The following is a 17,310-nucleotide window of genomic DNA, read 5'->3' as shown; positions in this document are numbered from 1 at the left end:
AAAATCACAAAGAGAAAAAAAAAAATGACACCTGAGTGCCATTTATCGGATATAATTATTTAAATAATTGAAAAGTATTGTCCTACAGCTTCATTGATCGTTGATTAATGCAAATAACATCCTATCTGGTGTAATCAACTGCGATACTGAATATATTACAGAACATCCTCGCATTAGAGCTTTCCGAACAACCCGCTCCTTCATTGTAAAATTTATCAGTAGATTCATAATTATAAAATAAATTAACATCAGTATAGACCAGTAAATTATCATCCAGAGTTGCAGCCGCTTTACCGGCACTGTCTTTCATAAATACCCTGGCAGTAGCAGGATATTGTGTGATCCGTCCCATATAGCGGTTGGTTTGTAGCCTGGTATTTTCAGGAAGGTTACCAAATATCCCGGTATTTGGCCCCTGTGAGCCTGTCGTATAAAAGGAACCCGGTCTTTGACTGTTAATATATTGTGCTGTATATCCTAAATTCAGCTTATTGATAGGAGTAAGACTTTGGTGTTCTGCGTCAATAATAAAAAACTTTTTCTTTTCCTGGATTTTTTGCCTCAGAACAGCAATAGCCTGGTCAGAAAAGTAGCTGGTGTATACATAACCAATCCAGATAATGTCCGCATTATCTATTGCCTGAGCCAATTCAGCAGGAGTGGCAGTCCGTATATTGATTGTATTAAAAATAAAGTTGGAAATTACCACCCTTCCATTGGGTCCGAAATTACTGGGATTGTTAAGCTTAGATCTGGCTACAGATGAATATCTCCCATGAGAATCTGTGGATAAAGTCCCGTTCCAGGCGTCAGGAATGATCGAAAGTATTTTCACTACCCTTTCGGACGGCAGGTTCGTTACTGTAACAGCGAAAGTACAGCTTTCATTGCCCGCCGGCGTAACAATAGAGTATGTGTAGGTTCCTGCCTGTAGCAGAGTCCCTTCAGCAGAAAGGGTAACATATTGTTCCCCCGTATTTTCAAAATACCCTTCTGCGTTAAAACTAATTCCATTGACTGTATCAGTATTAATTTTATACTTACCAGGCTTACTCACTGTCACCTTAATCCTTACGGAACCTACAGCGGGCGAACCTGCATAAAAATTTCCATTGACAACAGGTTCACAATTGATAGTATACACTGCTGCATTGCCCTGACATAGGTTTATCCATTCTACACTATTCCAGAATTCCAGGCAATTCACCGTTTTATTATAGATCACCATACCCTCTGCCTCTATGTTAGGGGTATCCGGGGAAAGAAGGGAGTCCCTTTGGGAAGTTGTCAGGCGTGGTGGAAGAAACCCTTTATCATTAGAAAAAACATCCAGCGCCGATTTAGGATGTGGATTAGCAATATTTATCCCTACTTGTGCATGTAAGAATAAAAAAGAAGCCAGGAAAGCTACTAAGCTTAATAGTTTTTGTTTGTTCATCATCTTAATGTTTAAATTATTGTTATAAAATAAGTGTACACAGAATCATAAGGTTATGAATCTGAATATAATTGTTTTTATGTGTGAATTCTAAGCCGTGGAGCTATACCTACTGCAGCATTTTAAAGAAACATTTTTTTCCATTTCGCTACAGTATTTCTACTTGTTTTAAACTGATTTGCCGTTTGGGTATTGTTATAGCCATTTTTCTTCTGAAACTCAAGGATCTCCATAATGGTAAGCTTATCATACGATTTATGACTTTGATTAAATTGTTCTGTTTCAACATTTTTAAAATCAAAAATGATCTGATTGAGCTTAATGACATCCAATGCCGTTAAATATTCCTTTTTTAAAATAGAACGGCAAGCTTCAAGTTTTTCAGGATGCTTCATGCGAATAATGTCTGTATAAATCTTCTTGTAATCCGGACCTTGCTCTTTCATGCTTTTTTGTTTATAAGTTTATATTTTGCTGTTCAAGGTTTTAATTTGATAGCAGAACCTCCTATTCATTTTATATGTTTATATGTGTTCATGCTTACTAAGCCATTTATAAAGGGTCGTCTTGGGAATTCTGTACTCCTCTATAATCTGAAGTTTTGTTTTCTGACCGGTATTTATCATTTCTAAAATAAAGCTGATCAGTTCTTTTGTGTAGATGTTTTTTCTGAATTGCGGAAGAACAGAGGTTTGTTTGCAAGACGCCTTATTATATTGGTCATTACATGGGGGAGCAAAAATAATCAGGTGTTGGGTATAAATTCTGAAAAAGTCATATTCTAAAAGCTTACACCACTTAAGAATAAGTTCAGTATCCATGTTTTCCTGTGTATACATTTTATGTACCTCTTCTTCCGTGGTATGAAGAAAGTTACAGATACGGACCATAGAAATGTCTAGCTCATCAGCTCTGCTTTTAATGCATTTGCCGATACATATATTTTTAAAATCAAATTCCATTGTCAAAACTTAACCTTTAAGAAATTCAGAACTTTTTCCATTAATAAATTCTTCGCCTTCTTACAGAGGCCTGTTTTGCTTATGCCATATTCATAAATCATCATTTGTGTTTTTTATTGTATAAAGTTGTGTTTATATACTAAACTATAATAAAGATATCCATCATTTCACTCCGGGAAGAAAATACAAGATTAATTCAGCACATAACAACAGATCAAAAAAAAGAGGTATGATCTGCAAGATATTGTGCATTTTTTTCTATCTTTTAGTCGAAAATTAAGCTATTATAATTCTGACCTGAAATGTGAAATATTTTGATCTTCCGGAATGCAGAAGCTTTATCGTAAGAAATTGAAATGCGGATAATATCTGTTTCCGATTATCCTGTTTCAAAGTCCTGTCGCAAAGTTATTCTTTACAGCAGTACAAAAAAAATAAAGCGTAAATGAGATTCCCGAAAATGATTTATAAACAGTATTCAATTGATAAACAGAGTTTTAAATAAATCATTTATTAGAAATTAATTAATAAATTATATCAATAACAATTTAATCAACTTCATTGGGTGCAAAAAAAGAACAAATAAAAAAACTGAAAATTGAACTGATGGACAGATATGTGATCCTGATGGCTTTTATCCTATTTGTATATGTCATCATTTTTACATTCTTTATTTATGACAAAATAATGAGCTGGTATTTGCTCGCCGGAGCCATTCTTCTAGCTGCTCCATATCTGATTACCCGGAAAAGATATTCACCGGATTTCATTGTCACTGTGTTTTTAGTTTGTGTTCCTATTTATAGTTTCTACATTATACTTGCCTTTTGGGAAAACTCTGTTGCAAGTTTTTCTATATTATTGCCCATTCCACTGGGAGCTTATATATTTTTTCCAAAAAGACAGGTGCTCATGTATACCCTGTATGTGATAGTAACAATTATTACAGTCAGTATTGTCGCCAATAATTTTAACTTTGATTTTCCCAAACATTCGCAGGCTGAAGTTAAATTCAATGATATTCTTTTATTTATCTCAAATATCTCAGTTGTATTTTTACTTATCCATTATAAAGATAAAATAAAAAAGGCTGGAAGCATCAGAGCAGCACATAATTGCCGGACTACCAGAAAAAGAAAAAAGTAACAAAACGGAAATTAAGCCTCTAACAGATTCTATTGATCCTGCCAGTATGGAAAAATTATTTGAAAGAATAGAATCTGCCATGACTGAAGATATGCTTTTCAAGGATGATAAATTCAACCTTTCAAAACTTAGCGCAACATTGGATGTCAACAGCTCGTATATTTCCAAGTCAATCCGTCATAAAGGATACCCTAATTTTAAAATTTTCCTTAATACCTATAGAATCAACCATATAAAAAAGCTTTTCACTGAAACCGATTTTCAAAAAGCTACCCTGATGTATATTTATACGGAAGCCGGATTTTCAAATCAATCCACATTCAATAGGGTTTTTAAACAAATAGAAGGAATTACTCCTTCCGAATATATCCAGCAACATCTGAAAACAGATCCCGATTATCTATAAACCCGGATCCTGTAAATGGCAAAGGTGATATCTCCCGGACATCACCTTGCCATAATATCTTTTAGAATTTCATTTTAGTAAAGCCTTTGAATAGACAAATAAATATCCCTGGTATCATCCGCCGTTGACGCTGTATTTTTGTTATCAACAATAGGGAAATAATATACCCTGTACCATTGTCCGTCAAGTGAAAGGTCCATAGTAAGCACTTCCTGATGACTTGCTCCGCCACTAGCTGCAGTCCGGGGTGTACTTATTCCTAATTTATCGTCGTATCCTAAGTTAAAATAAATACCATTATCCAAATTAACATAGGAAGAAGGGGCAATCAGAATATTTGAAGCATTAAATCTATCAACATTTGTCAACGCACTGAACCAAAATTTTACCGGATCCGAAGAAACATTCACAAGACGAGGATTCATTGTAACATTATTAGGCCCCACACTTGAATTGGACATAAACCAGGCATCCAGTCTTAATTTCCCTCCTAAAACAGGCAGATCAGAAACATAATCGCTTAACCATACATTAGAGGGCCCCGAAGGTATGCTGGCCTTATAGTAAATTAATTCCCCCATGGAAATTCCATCTCCCGCTCCTACAGTAGCGTCACAGGTTTTCCCGTCAATGTTCAGGGGAAATACTGTTGTAACCGGACTGGTTACCGTCGGAGTTCCTGAGATTGTATAGGTTAAAGTGCCCGATCCGGAATTAAAATTTCCCGCAGATAACGTGGCAGTAAGACCATTTACAGGACCTATCATCTGTGCAGGATAAGTTCCTCCGTTTCCACCGGTGTAAGGCACACTCATCGTTCCGTTAAAAGGAGTTCCTGCAGTATAGATACTGGGTGTAAGCTTAATGGAGTTGCAGGTAATCGTCCCGATTGTTCCAATGGCAAGGGAACCGTTATTAAGAGTTCTCCATTCACTTCCATTCCAAAATACATAGCCATTATAAGCAAGTCCGGCAGTCCCCAGATTATACACCAGTAACCCGGTGGCAGGTGACGGTATCGTTGTCTGATCCGTCAAAGAGGTCAGAGCTGCTTTGGGTCCTAGAAATCCTTTTTTACTGCCATCTGCCAACGCATCAACATTTACGTCTAAAATAGCAGATGCGTGAGGCATAGTAGTACCAATCCCAACACTTCCACTGGATGTTACAGTAAAATCATTAGCCTGCTGGGCTGCAGTTGGAATACCAGTTGCCGGGTTATCCTTAGCTCCGTCAACATGAAAAATGTTTTGCGGATTGGTAGTATTAATACCTACCTGCGAATACATTAAACTGCAAAACAAGGGTGTAAGTAATAGAAAGGTCTTCTTCATTTGAAATAATTTATAGTAGGTTAAAAATTGTGGCTGCTTTAGGTTCCGCTATACAGCATCTTTTCCGATGATATGATAGCTGGCTATTTCCGATTGAAGAAAATAATTCAGATAGTTTGTCAAAAAAAAATTAATTAAGTAAGTTTGAAAAATCTTTTAAGAAAATTATTAATTTATTGTGCTCCAAAAGCTCAAGTACAAAATTATTCTTTAAAACTTTCAAAAAAAAATTAACTGTCAATGATAATCTGGAAAATGATTTACAGATTAATAAATCATTTCAAATCAATAAGATAACAAAATCATTTCAAAGAATTCACTGGGAATTCCACATAATATTAATTAATATGGCTGCATTAAATATCAAAAATGAGCAGATAGAAAGATTAAAGCTTGCATTGATGGACAGATATGTAATTCTTATGATGTTTATTCTGGGAATTTTTACGGTCATTTATTCCTTCATCATCCAGGATAAAATGATCTCTTCCTACTTAATTTGTGGTATAATTCTGTTAGGAAGCTGGTATCTGTTTGCAAGAAGAAAATGTTCCCAAAACCGGATTGTACATACTTATCTGATATTTGCCCCTATTTATAGCTTATATGTAATGATTGTTTTCTGGGATAATTCAGTATCAGGATTTTGCTGGTTATTGCCCATCCCGTTGGGAGCCTATATATTTTTTTCAAAAAAGACAGTCTTTTATTATACTCTGTATACTCTGATAATCATCATTATTGCAAGTCTTGTTGCTAATAACTTTTCTGTATTCAATCTTGGTTTTATATTTCCTAAACATTCTCAAAAAGAAGTGATGTTTACAGATACCCTTTTATTTGTTTCCAATATTCTGATCATAGCCTTGCTACTGTATTATAAGGATAAAATACGAAAGCAGGAATTTTTTACAGTCGCTAGCCAATATCAGAAATGATTATAAAAAAAGTAACAGAAAAAGAAAGCAAAACACAACCTGATGTTGCAGATGTAGAAAATTTCGAAAAAAATATTTGAAAGAATAGAAACAGCAATGAAGCAAGATCTGCTTTTTAAGGATATTAAGCTTAATCTTTCCAGATTGAGCGTAGCCATTGATGTTAATAGCACTTATATTTCAAAAACCATCCGCTATAAAGGATATGCTAATTTTAATGCCTATCTGAATACATATAGGGTAGACTATGTCAAAAAGCTTTTCACTGAAACTGATTTTCAAAAGGCAACCCTGATGTATGTCTATACAGAAGCCGGTTTTTCCAACCAATCTACCTTTAACAGGGTGTTTAAACAAATAGAAGGGGTCACTCCTTCAGAATATATTCAACAAAACCTAGCAACAGACCATGAACAAAATGGATAGAAAATATTTATCTTTGGGTAAATTTTTTATATGAAAGTTTTGATTTTAAACGGGCCTAACCTGAATCTTTTAGGCAGCCGCGAACCGGAAATCTATGGGAATATTTCCATGGAAAATTATTTAGTTACCCTGAAATCCGAGTTTCACACTCACGAAATACTTTATTACCAGTCTAATATAGAAGGAGAACTCATCAACAGGCTTCAGGAAGATGATTTTGATGCCGTTGTTATTAATCCGGGAGCTTTTACCCATTACTCCTATGCCATAGCTGACTGTTTAAAAAATATCCGGAAGCCTAAAGTGGAGGTCCATATCAGCAATATTTATAAAAGAGAAGAATTCAGGCAGAAATCGGTGACGGCAGCGAACACAGATGCTGTTTTATCCGGATTCGGGATGGATGGCTACCGATTAGCTATCCTCAGTTTAAAATAAATAGGATGATGAATTACCCTGATTCATATCAAAAATAATATTTTGACGCAGGTTTAACAGTTTAGCAGATATTATTCTTAATCGTATGAGCTTATATTGACACCCCGAACATCTGCGAAATCAGCCTAACCCGCGAAAGATAAAAATAAAAAGCCCCATCAATGATGAGGCTTTTATATGGTTTGATCTTATTAAATTGTTTGTTCCTGCAATTGAGGACCTGAAGCGATCAATCTCTTACCTTCTTCAGTATCACAGTATTGTTCAAAGTTTTTGATATATCTTGAAGCAAGATCTTTTGCTTTTTCTTCCCATTCAGAAGCGTTCGCATAGGTGTCTCTAGGATCTAAAATACCTGCAGAAACGTTTGGAAGCTCGGTAGGAATTTCAAGATTCATGATCGGAACCTGAGTTTTAGGGGCATTATCAATAGAACCGTCGATGATTGCATCAATAATTGCTCTGGTATCCTTTAAAGAAATCCTTTTACCGGTACCATTCCATCCGGTGTTTACCAAATAAGCTTTTGCACCGTGCTCTTTCATTTTACCGATTAATGTTTTAGAATACATTGTCGGGTGTAATGTAAGGAAAGCTTCTCCGAATGCTGGTGAGAAAGATGGCTGAGGTTCTGTAATTCCTCTTTCTGTTCCGGCTAATTTGGAGGTATACCCGCAAAGGAAGTGGTATTGCGCCTGGTCATCATTCAGGATGGAAACCGGAGGAAGTACTCCGAATGCATCTGCAGAAAGATATACGATCTTTTTTGCATGTCCTGCCTTAGATGGCAAAACAATTTTGTTAATATGATAGATTGGATAAGAAACTCTGGTATTTTCAGTAATGGATCCGTCAGTGTAATCTGCTACTCCATTATTCACTACTACGTTTTCAAGAAGGGCATCTCTCTTGATTGCTCTGAAAATATCCGGTTCTTTCTCTTCTGATAAGTCGATTACTTTAGCGTAGCATCCACCTTCATAGTTGAATACTCCGTTATTATCCCAACCGTGTTCATCGTCACCGATAAGGTATCTTTTCGGATCTGCTGATAAAGTTGTTTTACCTGTTCCGGAAAGACCAAAGAATAAAGCAACATCTCCTTTTTCCCCTACGTTTGCAGAGCAGTGCATTGAAGCCATTCCTTTTAATGGAAGGTAATAATTCATCATGGCAAACATCCCTTTCTTCATTTCACCTCCGTACCAGGTACCTCCGATGATCTGTAGTTTTTCAGTAAGGTTGAACATAATGAAGTTTTCAGAGTTCAATCCTTGTGCTTCCCAGTTTGGATTGGTTGTTTTTGATCCGTTGATTACTGTGAAATCAGGTTCGCCAAAGTTTTCAAGCTCATAATGCGAAGGACGGATAAACATATTAGTAACGAAGTGTGCCTGCCACGCTACTTCAACGATAAATCTCACTTTCAGTCTTGTATCTGCATTCGTACCACAGAAGGCATCTACAACATAAATTTTCTTAGCTTCAGAAAGCTGGTTCATCACTAGTTCTTTACAAGACCCGAAAACTTCCGGGGTTGTAGGTAAATTTACTTTACCATCCCAGAAAATTGTATCTCTTGTAACATCATCCTGAACAATATATCTGTCTTTAGGTGAACGACCTGTGAAAATTCCTGTTTTTACCGATACTGCGCCAGACTCTGTAAGCTCAGCTTTCTCAAACCCCTGATTTTCAGGAGAAACCTCAGCCTGATACAATTCTTCATAAGAAGGATTGTACACTACTTCGTAGTTTCCTTTAATCCCTAATTTCTCTAAATCCTGGATGATTTTAGTGTTTTTCATTTTACTTATATTTTCTATTTCTTTATTGAGTTCAACAAAAATAATATTAATTATTTGTTAAAGGTGGTTTAAATATACTGATATAAGTCAGAATGACAAATAAAAAAACAGGATTGTAAAATATTGATTATAAACCTATTATATCAGACCATTCGAAAACGGTTGTAAAACCTTTCTCCCAAAAATAGTCTTTAAAGCCCCCAAATTTGGCACTCATTACAAAATCTCCGCCCCAGGCTCCCAAACTTTTTACAAAAGCAGGAGAATCAGGGAACAACCTCTCTTTAACTGTAGGAATTTCAAGAAAACCGGATATTTTTTGTTCATGATTTGTCATTAATTGGCTAAAAATATCCAATTCATTACATAACAAAACTTTTTTTGTGATATCCGAAAATTCATCAACCAGTTTTTGAGACCTCTTTTTCGATTTATAAAAACTGATTCCCTCACGGCTATTCTGTTTTTGATTTAAATGAATGAAAATCAGATCATTTTTAAAGGAAGGAGCAAAATTAACCTTTTCATACCTGATTTCAGGTTTGTTCTGGAAAAGAACAGCAGTTTTTTCTTTGGCGACAGCAATATCATAACCGCTTCCTCCAAGACTGATTGTATTCAGGTAAAAAGGATCAATCCCGGCCCATTCCGCCAGATTATTCATCAGGGTAGAACTGCTTCCCAGTCCAAAGTCAGATGGAAACTGAAGGTTTGTTTTTAAATGGTATGTAAGAGTATGCCTGAATTTAGTGGAAGAAAGCTCCTGAACATTTTTTAAAGTCTGTAGGATAAATTCAGCGCCTGCTGGAATATTGGTTTCCAGGACCTGCCAGTTTTTATAGTCAATGACAGCTCTTAGCCACGGTTTATTCTGATGGAAAGCTTCCCAAAAAACCAGAAACTTCTGATCTTCTTTTTCTTCAAAGAAAAACTCTTGTCCCAGCCTGGTAGGTACCGCTAAGACAAGAGCTCCATCTATTGCGAAATATTCTGAAGTAAGCATAAGCTTTCCCGGTGAAAATATCGCATTCATATTTTTTTGATTAGATTGCAGAAGTAGATTCTACTGTTCCATCAATTTTTTTTGATCAATCCCTGCAAGGTTTTTCCTGGTCCTACTTCTACAAAGTTAGACGCACCGTCTTTAATCATATTCTGTACAGACTGCGTCCACTTTACAGGACCGGTAAGCTGATCGATCAGATTTTGTTTGATCTCATCAGGATTTGTTACTGCTGTAGTCGTGATATTCTGATACACAGGAATGGTAGCTTTTCTAAATTTTGTATTTTCAATGGCCGCAGCTAACCTTTCTTGTGCAGGCTGCATCAATGGTGAATGAAAGGCTCCGTTTACAGGTAACAATAATGCTCTTTTGGCGCCTGCTTCTTTCAGTTTTACACAAGCTTCTTCTACCGCAGGTGTTTCTCCTGAGATTACCAGCTGTCCGGGACAGTTATAATTTGCAGGAACAACAATTCCACTGATTTGTGCACAGATTTCTTCTACTTTAGCGTCTTCCAATCCTAAAATAGCGGCCATAGAACTTGGATTAGCATCACAAGCGTCCTGCATAGCCTTAGCTCTTTCTGCGACTAATTTCAACCCGTCATCGAAAGATAAAACGCCGTTGGCCACTAATGCTGAAAATTCTCCCAAAGAATGTCCTGCTACCATTTCGGCTCCAAGACCATTTACTGCTTTTAATGCTGCTACTGAATGTATAAAAATTGAAGGCTGGGTAACCTCTGTTTTTTTAAGATCTGCATCTGTTCCGTTAAACATAATGGAAAGGATGTCGAAACCTAAAATTTCATTGGCAGATTCCATCAGATCTTTAATATCTTTTCTAGAATCGTACAATTCTTTTCCCATTCCTACGAACTGAGAACCCTGCCCAGGAAATACAAGTGCTTTCATGTATTGAATTAAATATTATGCAAATATAACTATAATGTTAACAATATTCTTTTAAAGAGCTATAAAACATGTTAAGGTACCAGCCTGATTACTCTGTAACCGGTATTTACATACGCTCCATTGGCTTTGGATTTTACAAACTCAAATTTCGTTGCAAGCTGAGTCTGCACCTTATTCATTTGTTTAAAGATTTCTCCTTTTCTATTTTCCCGGGTTAGCATATCGTTTACCACATCAAAACCAACGATGGCATATTTTGGTGGGGTTTTACAATACTTGGCTTTATAAGCCGCCAGGATTTCTTTTTCAAAACTACCATCCGTATTGATTTTTCTATCCATCAGGTACACTAAACTTGCCTGGCTCAATTCATCTACTCTCTTTTCGAAGACGGGAGAATAGAACATACTGAAAGCTTTTACCCCCTGTGCTTCCTTAGAAAGTCCTATTATTTTATTGGCAAAGGCATCTCCCATATCATCATTAGCTAAAACAGCAATCACCGGAGCAGATTGTCCTGTCATCATATTCTGATCCAGCTGGATATCTGCAGGTGAGTTAACAATGACGATATTTGGATTTTTGATTGCTTTTTCAAGGCCTGTTTTAATGTAATTGGCATTTTCTTTTTTAGCATCTGCCACTACATATATTTTCTGATCTGAATACACTGCCTTTACTTCTTCCACAATCTTATCAGCATAGGTTTGATTGTTCGTTTCCACGATAATCAGGTTGCTGTAGTTATATAGTTCCGGAGAGTTGGCAAAAGGTGCTACAATCGGGATTTTCTGATTTCTGGTAAAGTCAAGGACATCAATCACATTGGATTTAAAGAATGGTCCTATGATCAGGTCTGTATTTTCAGGATTGATTTGTGTTAAAGAGTTTTTAAATGAAGCTTCATTTCCTGAGTCTACGATTTTAATGTCTAACTTCTGGCCTCCTCTTGCATTTCTTTCAATAGCCAGCTTAGCTCCTGTCAAAAAGTCCAGCGCCATACCTCTGTATTGCGTTTCGTTGGTGCTATACCCGAAAGGAAGCATCAGAACTACGCTTAAGGCATCTCCATTTTTCTTCACATAAGCCGGATCCTGTTTTTTAATCTTTAAAACCATTCCTGCCTTCAACCCCTGCGAAAGTTCCGGGTTAAGGGCAATTAACTCATCAATTGAAACACCGAATTTATTAACAATAGAAAATACAGTATCTCCTTGCTGAACGGTATAGGTTACATAATCATCTCCTGCGGCCACACTGGCTGTCGTTGTTCCGGAAGGCTTTTCGTTCCCTGAATCCATTTTTGCTTTTGGATTGGCAGGTTCTGCAACGGGATCAGCATTGGCTTTTTTTTATTTTAATAGTCTCACCAGGCTTCAGCCCTTTTTCTTCTAAACCGGGATTTAAAGCAAAAAGTTCCTGCTGATTGATTCCAAATTGTTTTGAAATCCTGTAATAATTATCTTTTGCCTGAATCACATAGGTTTCATCATCCGCAGGTGCCACAGGAGCAGGAGTTGTTACTTTTTCAGCAGTTGTTTCTGCCGGCTTTTCTGTAGCTACCACTTGTTGGCTGTCACCATATTTTTTAATGCTGGCAAGAGGTAAGGTAATTTCATCCCCGATTTTCATATGGGAATCCAGTTCCGGATTCAGTTTTCTTAAATCAGTTTCAGAAATTCTATATTGTTTTGTAATTCCATAGATGGTTTGCTTTGGCTGTAGAACAATTTTCCCTAATGCAGCATTCGTATTTGTTGCCGTTTTTACTTTTTCAGCGACAGCTGTTTTTGTGACAACCGGCGTGGCTGCTTTGTCTGATTTTATCGTTAAAACATCTCCAATAGCCAGCTTGCCATCTTTATGCTTAGGGTTTAACTTCAACAATTCATCTACAGTCATTCCATACTTCTTTGCAATGTTGTAAGGGTTATCACCTTGTACAACCGTATGGGATTTCTGAGCTGAAACTCCCAAAACCATACATAAACTGGATAGAATAAAAAACCTCTTTATCATATTCGATAATTATAATTTACAAAAATACTCCTTTAAAATTAAATGGCAACAATTATTAATTTGGATTCTTGAACCACCATTTCTTCCAAACAATTTTCAAGCCATGAATACCCTTCATCTGAAAAGAATACACTAAAATTGAAAACTCTTTCCTGCCATATTTTGGAAGGATGTACATCTAAAAACAGATTTTCAAGTCTTTCGAGCAGCTCATTCTGTTTTATTTTTTCAGCATGAAGCAAGCGTTTTTTCATTCTTTTAAAAGATTTCAATTGTCTTACTTCTTCTGCCTTCACCATATTTCCAAAGGATTTCTCTGTAGTTTCGGCAGCTTCTTTCAATTCGGAAAAATTACGGACCAGAAGTTCTTCTTTATCTTCAAGCAATTGTAAGATTGTGTTATCTTTCATAATCACCTGATTGGTAATGGTAGTAAAATTCTGAAAGAAATCTTCTGTTTTGAGATGTAATTTCTCTATTTTCTTTACCGTTTTTTCCTTCAAAAAGAGCATGGAATTCCTCGGGATAAGAATAGGAAAAGGAATCCCGGTTGCAGAGAAATAATCTTTAAGCTCAAGCCAGTACATAATTTCAGCATTCCCCCCGATATAAGCCAGGTTTGGCAAAACTTTTTCCTGGTATACCGGACGCATTAATGCATTCGGGCTGAATTTTTCCGGATTCTGTTCCAGTTTTGCCAATATTTCTTCCTTTGTAAACTGAAGATTGGTATCTACAACAAGATAGTGCTGTCCGTTATAATCAATCCGGTCTCTGGTTTCAGTAAGGTAAAAAAGATTAATTTCCCGTGGATTTACCTGAACTTTCCCATACTTGCCTGTCAGGAAATCAACTTTATTTTTTGAGTTTTTTTGTAAACTGAAATGAAGCAGTTCATCTTTAAAAATGTCTTTAACCTGCTGTTTAAGATCTTTAGAATCTCCGTCCAACATCAATAATCCAAATTCTGAGAACAAACGGTTCACCAGCGTTTTGATGGCTTCCGTAAGGGTATTCCCGTTCTTATAAGCTTCTTTTAACATTAAAATCAGCTCTGTCCCAAAAACGGAGTCCTTAAATTCTTTTTCAAACTCCGAAATGAAATAGGTATCGGTGATTTTAATTCTCCCTACCGGCCCTCCTGCTTTTTCATTGGTTTCATAATAATTATTCTCGGTCTTAAAATGATTGATTTCTGCAAAGTCATGATCCTCTGAAGCCATCCAATATACCGGAACAAAGTTAAAATCCGGAAAATTCTCTTTAAGATAGATACAGGTTTTAATGGTCTGTAATATTTTGTAGACAAAGAAAACAGGTCCTGAGAATAAATTCAGCTGATGACCGGTGGTAATGGTAAATGTATCCGGCAGTTTCAAAAGGTCCATATTTTTCTTTTGTCCGGACGAAAGAGTAAATCCTGAAAGCTGTTTTTCAAGTACATTATACAACACTTCTCTTTGCTCTTGTGAAAAGGAATCCTGTTTGATATGGATCTGATTCCGGAAATGTTCTAAGGAAAAGGTACTGTTTTCAAAACCCTCAATTTTCTGATTTAAAAAATCTTTTACCAACTGGGGGATACTTTCTATATCGCTAAACGGAATTTTATTAATTGTTTTCAACCTGCTCGTTTTTTAGTTGAACAAATACCACACAATTCCGATATTCAATCTGAAATCATATACCGGATAATGTGGAAATGCATACGCTTTGTTATTGGAAAGAACGGTTCCTATCTGCTGCCCTTCTATGAAGAAAAACATTTTTTTCACCTTCATGTTAATATAAAGATCCATCATAGGCTGTCCTCCAATAGAGAATGAATTGGCACCAGGTAGAATATACTCGTTAAGAACCGGGAAATAGTCTCTGGATGCAAATTTGGAGAAATAATATATTTTAAGTCCGGCCTGAATTTCGGCGGCTTTCTTAAATGCTTGTGTCTGATAAAAGAGGTTAGCCCTTCCAATGAAACCTGGTAAAGGAAGCAATTCTTTATTTGTTAAAGTATTTTGAAAATGCAATCTTGTATTCAAATGGAATTTGCCATAACTAAAAGTGGCCTCTCCTCCAATCTGAGAAATATTCAGTGAGCTTTCACTCTGTCTGGGGTTTGCATTACTATCTATATAAGTATAGTTATCGATCCTGAAATAATTGGCAAAAAGTTCTGTTTTAAACCATTTCAGATTTACACTTCCGCCGATTTCCATTACTGATTGGTTTTTCGCATTCTCAAGATAATAGTTGAAATTGCTGTACACAGAAGTATTTAATAAATAATTGAACGAAGGATAGGCACTTTGAAAATTAACTTTTGCATTCACAAAGTAATCTTTTACAGGTTCAAACTTCAGGTTATTAGTGGTTTTAAGATAGCTCTTAAACTGGCTCCCATTCGAAAATTCAAGAAATGATTTCAACTGAATTTTATCCCAAAGTTTTACTTCCAGGTTTCCTACTGCACCTATCCTGTTTTCTTTAAGTTCATCGGGAAAAGGGACCCCATTCCGAGCCACCACATCTCTTATCCCAAGTTTAATAATCTGATAGCGAACTCCTGCATCTAATTTAAATTTCTCGTTATTAAACACAAGACTTACAGTATTGCTTAAGTTCTCAGAATATTTTTTGGTAGTCAATGGGAAACCAGTGATAACATTAGTAGGATTGGTCACCCAATATGGCTCTATTGCGCCTTGATTGTAAAAATATTTATTTCCCTGATGAAAAATAGTATGCCTGATACTGAATGGGAATTTCTCCGAATTAAACGGAGTAAGCTGGTGACTTAAATAATATCTTCTGTAGGAAAATTGCGAACTTGTGGAAGCCAGGTTCACCTGGGCATTTTGTCTGTTTTTATAGTTACTGTCACCACTTTGAAACAAATCATCTTCTGTAATCCCACCACTTTCCTGCTTATTTACATTTTGGTGAAGATAATGGGCAAAGAGCTCATAACTTCCATTTTTTGAAACATAATGTCCCGAAAATATGGTGTTGTTATTAGCAGCTAATGAGTTTCTGTAAAGCCCCTGGGAACGGAGTCCCATATATTCAAGTGCGAAATTGAATCTTTTTCCGATATTCTGGGTGTAGGTAGATTTCAGTGCTGCACCGTTTCTCATTGCATTATGATAAATGAAAGAGGCGGTAGGAGTTTTTACATCATAATACTTCACATCATTAGCCCCAATAATCATATACGACTTATTGGCGGGAAGCAAAGACAGGTTTTCTTCTGCATTTACTTCGAATACCAGCGGATTGAATCCTGCACCTATATTTGCGGGTTGTATCCTTCCAAAATTATCCCTGTTATTGTATTGTGAGTAGATGTAGGTTTTATCAAATGTCATTACCGTATCAAAAACTTTCTTTTCGGAAAACTGAGTCTGATACTGATAATCCTGAATGGTAGGCTTGAAAATCTTTAAAGAATCTTTTTTCCCGGAATCTATGACCAGAGTGTCTTCTGCTTTTTGCAAAGGCTTCTCAGGCTTGACTTGAGCTTTAGCTATAAAACTTAAAGAAAAAAGTATGAAAAGGATGTACTTCATTATTCATTATTGTACAGCAAAAATAAGAAATAAAAGGACATAAAAAACCCCACAAAAATGTGGGGTTAGTTTTATATAAGTAATATAAATTACTTTATTGGCCTGTAAACACTTCGTCATAATCACCATAACTTCCTAGTGAAGCACCAGTAGTAGGGTTTTTAACAAAATAATTAACTCGAAGCTTTAATGTTCTTGTACATGCGTTAAAAGTAGATTTACTTCCATCTGAAGCATCTTTCACATAGTTGACACCCCCGTTAGCTGAAGAGCCTAAGCTTTGTTCAGGAGTAGTAACAACATAAGTGTCAGGATTATACTTTAAAATAAGATCACTACCATTATCCATAAATCCAATAACTTTAAATGTACCCACGTTGTTTGTAACTCCCAAATCTTGGATAGTATAAACTGCAGTAGGATCTTCTATCCAACTTGATACATTGTTTTGAAACATTCCATTTCCTACAAATGATGAAGCTGGGCAAGCTTTAGTATATGTCAAAGTATATGTTTGATCAAATGTAGCATTAGGAACTGATGAAGATTGTAGTTTAAATACAATTACTTTTGGATCTACAGTAGCTCCTGCTTCAAGAAGTTTTACCTGGAATTGACCTTCTATTTTACCAGCATCAACAGTCTGGTTTTGATTTACAATTTGGAAATCAGTACCTTCTACAGCTGTAGAAACACTTGTATCAACTACAAGTTTCACCTGCGCTGCTCCTGGAAGTGCATGAGCTGTTCCAAAGTTAATTCCTACTGTAGTAGGGCCTGAGCCTATTTTCACTACAGCTTCACTTCTTGTACCTTTATTAAAGTGTAAATATGATTCGCCGTCATAAACTTGAGCTTCATCCTTACAACTATTAAAAAAGAAAACAACGAATGCCAATATTAAAAATG

Annotated in this window: 15 protein-coding genes and 1 pseudogene; 5 read left to right on the top strand and 11 right to left on the bottom strand. The window is 36.1% G+C overall.

Annotated elements, in window-relative coordinates:
- Positions 1 to 121 precede the first annotated feature (121 nt).
- The 3 genes from HX13_RS07215 to HX13_RS07205 form a co-directional block, all read right to left on the bottom strand.
- The gene (locus HX13_RS07215) at positions 122 to 1,441 is read right to left on the bottom strand and encodes a hypothetical protein (RefSeq protein ID WP_050020547.1); all 1,320 of its coding nucleotides are present in this window, start codon (positions 1,439 to 1,441) and stop codon (positions 122 to 124) included.
- Between the two features lie 119 nt (positions 1,442 to 1,560).
- Positions 1,561 to 1,884 (bottom strand): hypothetical protein, encoded by a 324-nt coding sequence (locus HX13_RS07210; protein WP_050020546.1) that lies wholly within the window; start codon positions 1,882 to 1,884, stop codon positions 1,561 to 1,563.
- 78 nt (positions 1,885 to 1,962) lie between these two features.
- A complete protein-coding gene (locus HX13_RS07205; protein ID WP_050020545.1) occupies positions 1,963 to 2,400 on the bottom strand; it encodes a transposase in 438 nt (145 codons plus the stop codon).
- A 606-nt stretch (positions 2,401 to 3,006) separates the two neighbouring features.
- Between HX13_RS07205 and HX13_RS07200 the strand changes: the two genes are divergently transcribed.
- Both HX13_RS07200 and HX13_RS07195 read left to right on the top strand, forming a co-directional pair.
- The gene (locus HX13_RS07200) at positions 3,007 to 3,546 is read left to right on the top strand and encodes a hypothetical protein (RefSeq protein WP_128572255.1); all 540 of its coding nucleotides are present in this window, start codon (positions 3,007 to 3,009) and stop codon (positions 3,544 to 3,546) included.
- A gap of 46 nt (positions 3,547 to 3,592) precedes the next feature.
- A complete protein-coding gene (locus tag HX13_RS07195; RefSeq protein WP_050020543.1) occupies positions 3,593 to 3,952 on the top strand; it encodes a helix-turn-helix domain-containing protein in 360 nt (119 codons plus the stop codon).
- 74 nt (positions 3,953 to 4,026) lie between these two features.
- On the opposite strand, the gene HX13_RS07190 is transcribed toward HX13_RS07195, so the two are convergent.
- Positions 4,027 to 5,286, bottom strand: coding sequence for a hypothetical protein (locus tag HX13_RS07190; protein ID WP_128572253.1), 1,260 nt, complete (start codon positions 5,284 to 5,286; stop codon positions 4,027 to 4,029).
- Positions 5,287 to 5,633: 347 nt separating this feature from the next.
- Between HX13_RS07190 and HX13_RS07185 the strand changes: the two genes are divergently transcribed.
- The 3 genes from HX13_RS07185 to HX13_RS07175 all read left to right on the top strand — a co-directional run bounded on the left by HX13_RS07185 (position 5,634) and on the right by HX13_RS07175 (position 7,088).
- Positions 5,634 to 6,224 (top strand): hypothetical protein, encoded by a 591-nt coding sequence (locus HX13_RS07185; RefSeq protein WP_128572251.1) that lies wholly within the window; start codon positions 5,634 to 5,636, stop codon positions 6,222 to 6,224.
- Positions 6,225 to 6,320: 96 nt separating this feature from the next.
- Entirely contained in the window at positions 6,321 to 6,650 is a 330-nt protein-coding gene (locus HX13_RS07180) for a helix-turn-helix domain-containing protein (protein WP_050020540.1), read from the top strand.
- A gap of 30 nt (positions 6,651 to 6,680) precedes the next feature.
- Positions 6,681 to 7,088: a type II 3-dehydroquinate dehydratase gene (locus HX13_RS07175; protein WP_050020539.1), complete on the top strand. Its 408-nt coding sequence runs from the start codon at positions 6,681 to 6,683 to the stop codon at positions 7,086 to 7,088.
- A 191-nt stretch (positions 7,089 to 7,279) separates the two neighbouring features.
- On the opposite strand, the gene pckA is transcribed toward HX13_RS07175, so the two are convergent.
- The 7 genes and pseudogenes from pckA to HX13_RS07140 form a co-directional block, all read right to left on the bottom strand.
- Positions 7,280 to 8,896: a phosphoenolpyruvate carboxykinase (ATP) gene (gene pckA / locus HX13_RS07170; protein WP_050020538.1), complete on the bottom strand. Its 1,617-nt coding sequence runs from the start codon at positions 8,894 to 8,896 to the stop codon at positions 7,280 to 7,282.
- A 127-nt stretch (positions 8,897 to 9,023) separates the two neighbouring features.
- The gene (locus HX13_RS07165) at positions 9,024 to 9,929 is read right to left on the bottom strand and encodes a GYDIA family GHMP kinase (protein ID WP_050020537.1); all 906 of its coding nucleotides are present in this window, start codon (positions 9,927 to 9,929) and stop codon (positions 9,024 to 9,026) included.
- A gap of 41 nt (positions 9,930 to 9,970) precedes the next feature.
- Complete coding sequence (gene fabD, locus HX13_RS07160; RefSeq protein WP_050020536.1) at positions 9,971 to 10,816, bottom strand: ACP S-malonyltransferase; 846 nt, start codon at positions 10,814 to 10,816, stop codon at positions 9,971 to 9,973.
- Positions 10,817 to 10,887: 71 nt separating this feature from the next.
- Positions 10,888 to 12,835, bottom strand: a pseudogene (locus tag HX13_RS26280) (LysM peptidoglycan-binding domain-containing protein).
- Positions 12,836 to 12,873: 38 nt separating this feature from the next.
- Positions 12,874 to 14,460, bottom strand: a complete 1,587-nt coding sequence (gene bshC, locus HX13_RS07150) for a bacillithiol biosynthesis cysteine-adding enzyme BshC (RefSeq protein ID WP_050020535.1) — start codon at positions 14,458 to 14,460, stop codon at positions 12,874 to 12,876.
- A 12-nt stretch (positions 14,461 to 14,472) separates the two neighbouring features.
- Entirely contained in the window at positions 14,473 to 16,329 is a 1,857-nt protein-coding gene (locus tag HX13_RS07145) for a putative porin (protein WP_238555138.1), read from the bottom strand.
- A gap of 166 nt (positions 16,330 to 16,495) precedes the next feature.
- Complete coding sequence (locus HX13_RS07140) at positions 16,496 to 17,299, bottom strand: hypothetical protein (protein ID WP_050020533.1); 804 nt, start codon at positions 17,297 to 17,299, stop codon at positions 16,496 to 16,498.
- Between the last annotated feature and the right edge of the window lie 11 nt (positions 17,300 to 17,310).

This window comes from Chryseobacterium sp. P1-3, assembly GCF_000738495.1.
GTDB classification, from domain to species: Bacteria; Bacteroidota; Bacteroidia; order Flavobacteriales; family Weeksellaceae; genus Chryseobacterium; species Chryseobacterium gallinarum.
This window is presented reverse-complemented; position numbering and strand designations above follow the sequence as displayed.

Bases quoted from the DNA above. Each gene is read 5' to 3' on its own strand.
- HX13_RS07215 (WP_050020547.1), bottom strand. From the start codon at position 1,441: ATGATGAACAAACAAAAACTATTAAGCTTAGTAGCTTTCCTGGCTTCT.
- HX13_RS07210 (WP_050020546.1), bottom strand. From the start codon at position 1,884: ATGAAAGAGCAAGGTCCGGATTACAAGAAGATTTATACAGACATTATT.
- HX13_RS07205 (WP_050020545.1), bottom strand. From the start codon at position 2,400: ATGGAATTTGATTTTAAAAATATATGTATCGGCAAATGCATTAAAAGC.
- HX13_RS07200 (WP_128572255.1), top strand. From the start codon at position 3,007: ATGGACAGATATGTGATCCTGATGGCTTTTATCCTATTTGTATATGTC.
- HX13_RS07195 (WP_050020543.1), top strand. From the start codon at position 3,593: ATGGAAAAATTATTTGAAAGAATAGAATCTGCCATGACTGAAGATATG.
- HX13_RS07190 (WP_128572253.1), bottom strand. From the start codon at position 5,286: ATGAAGAAGACCTTTCTATTACTTACACCCTTGTTTTGCAGTTTAATG.
- HX13_RS07185 (WP_128572251.1), top strand. From the start codon at position 5,634: ATGGCTGCATTAAATATCAAAAATGAGCAGATAGAAAGATTAAAGCTT.
- HX13_RS07180 (WP_050020540.1), top strand. From the start codon at position 6,321: ATGAAGCAAGATCTGCTTTTTAAGGATATTAAGCTTAATCTTTCCAGA.
- HX13_RS07175 (WP_050020539.1), top strand. From the start codon at position 6,681: ATGAAAGTTTTGATTTTAAACGGGCCTAACCTGAATCTTTTAGGCAGC.
- pckA (WP_050020538.1), bottom strand. From the start codon at position 8,896: ATGAAAAACACTAAAATCATCCAGGATTTAGAGAAATTAGGGATTAAA.
- HX13_RS07165 (WP_050020537.1), bottom strand. From the start codon at position 9,929: ATGAATGCGATATTTTCACCGGGAAAGCTTATGCTTACTTCAGAATAT.
- fabD (WP_050020536.1), bottom strand. From the start codon at position 10,816: ATGAAAGCACTTGTATTTCCTGGGCAGGGTTCTCAGTTCGTAGGAATG.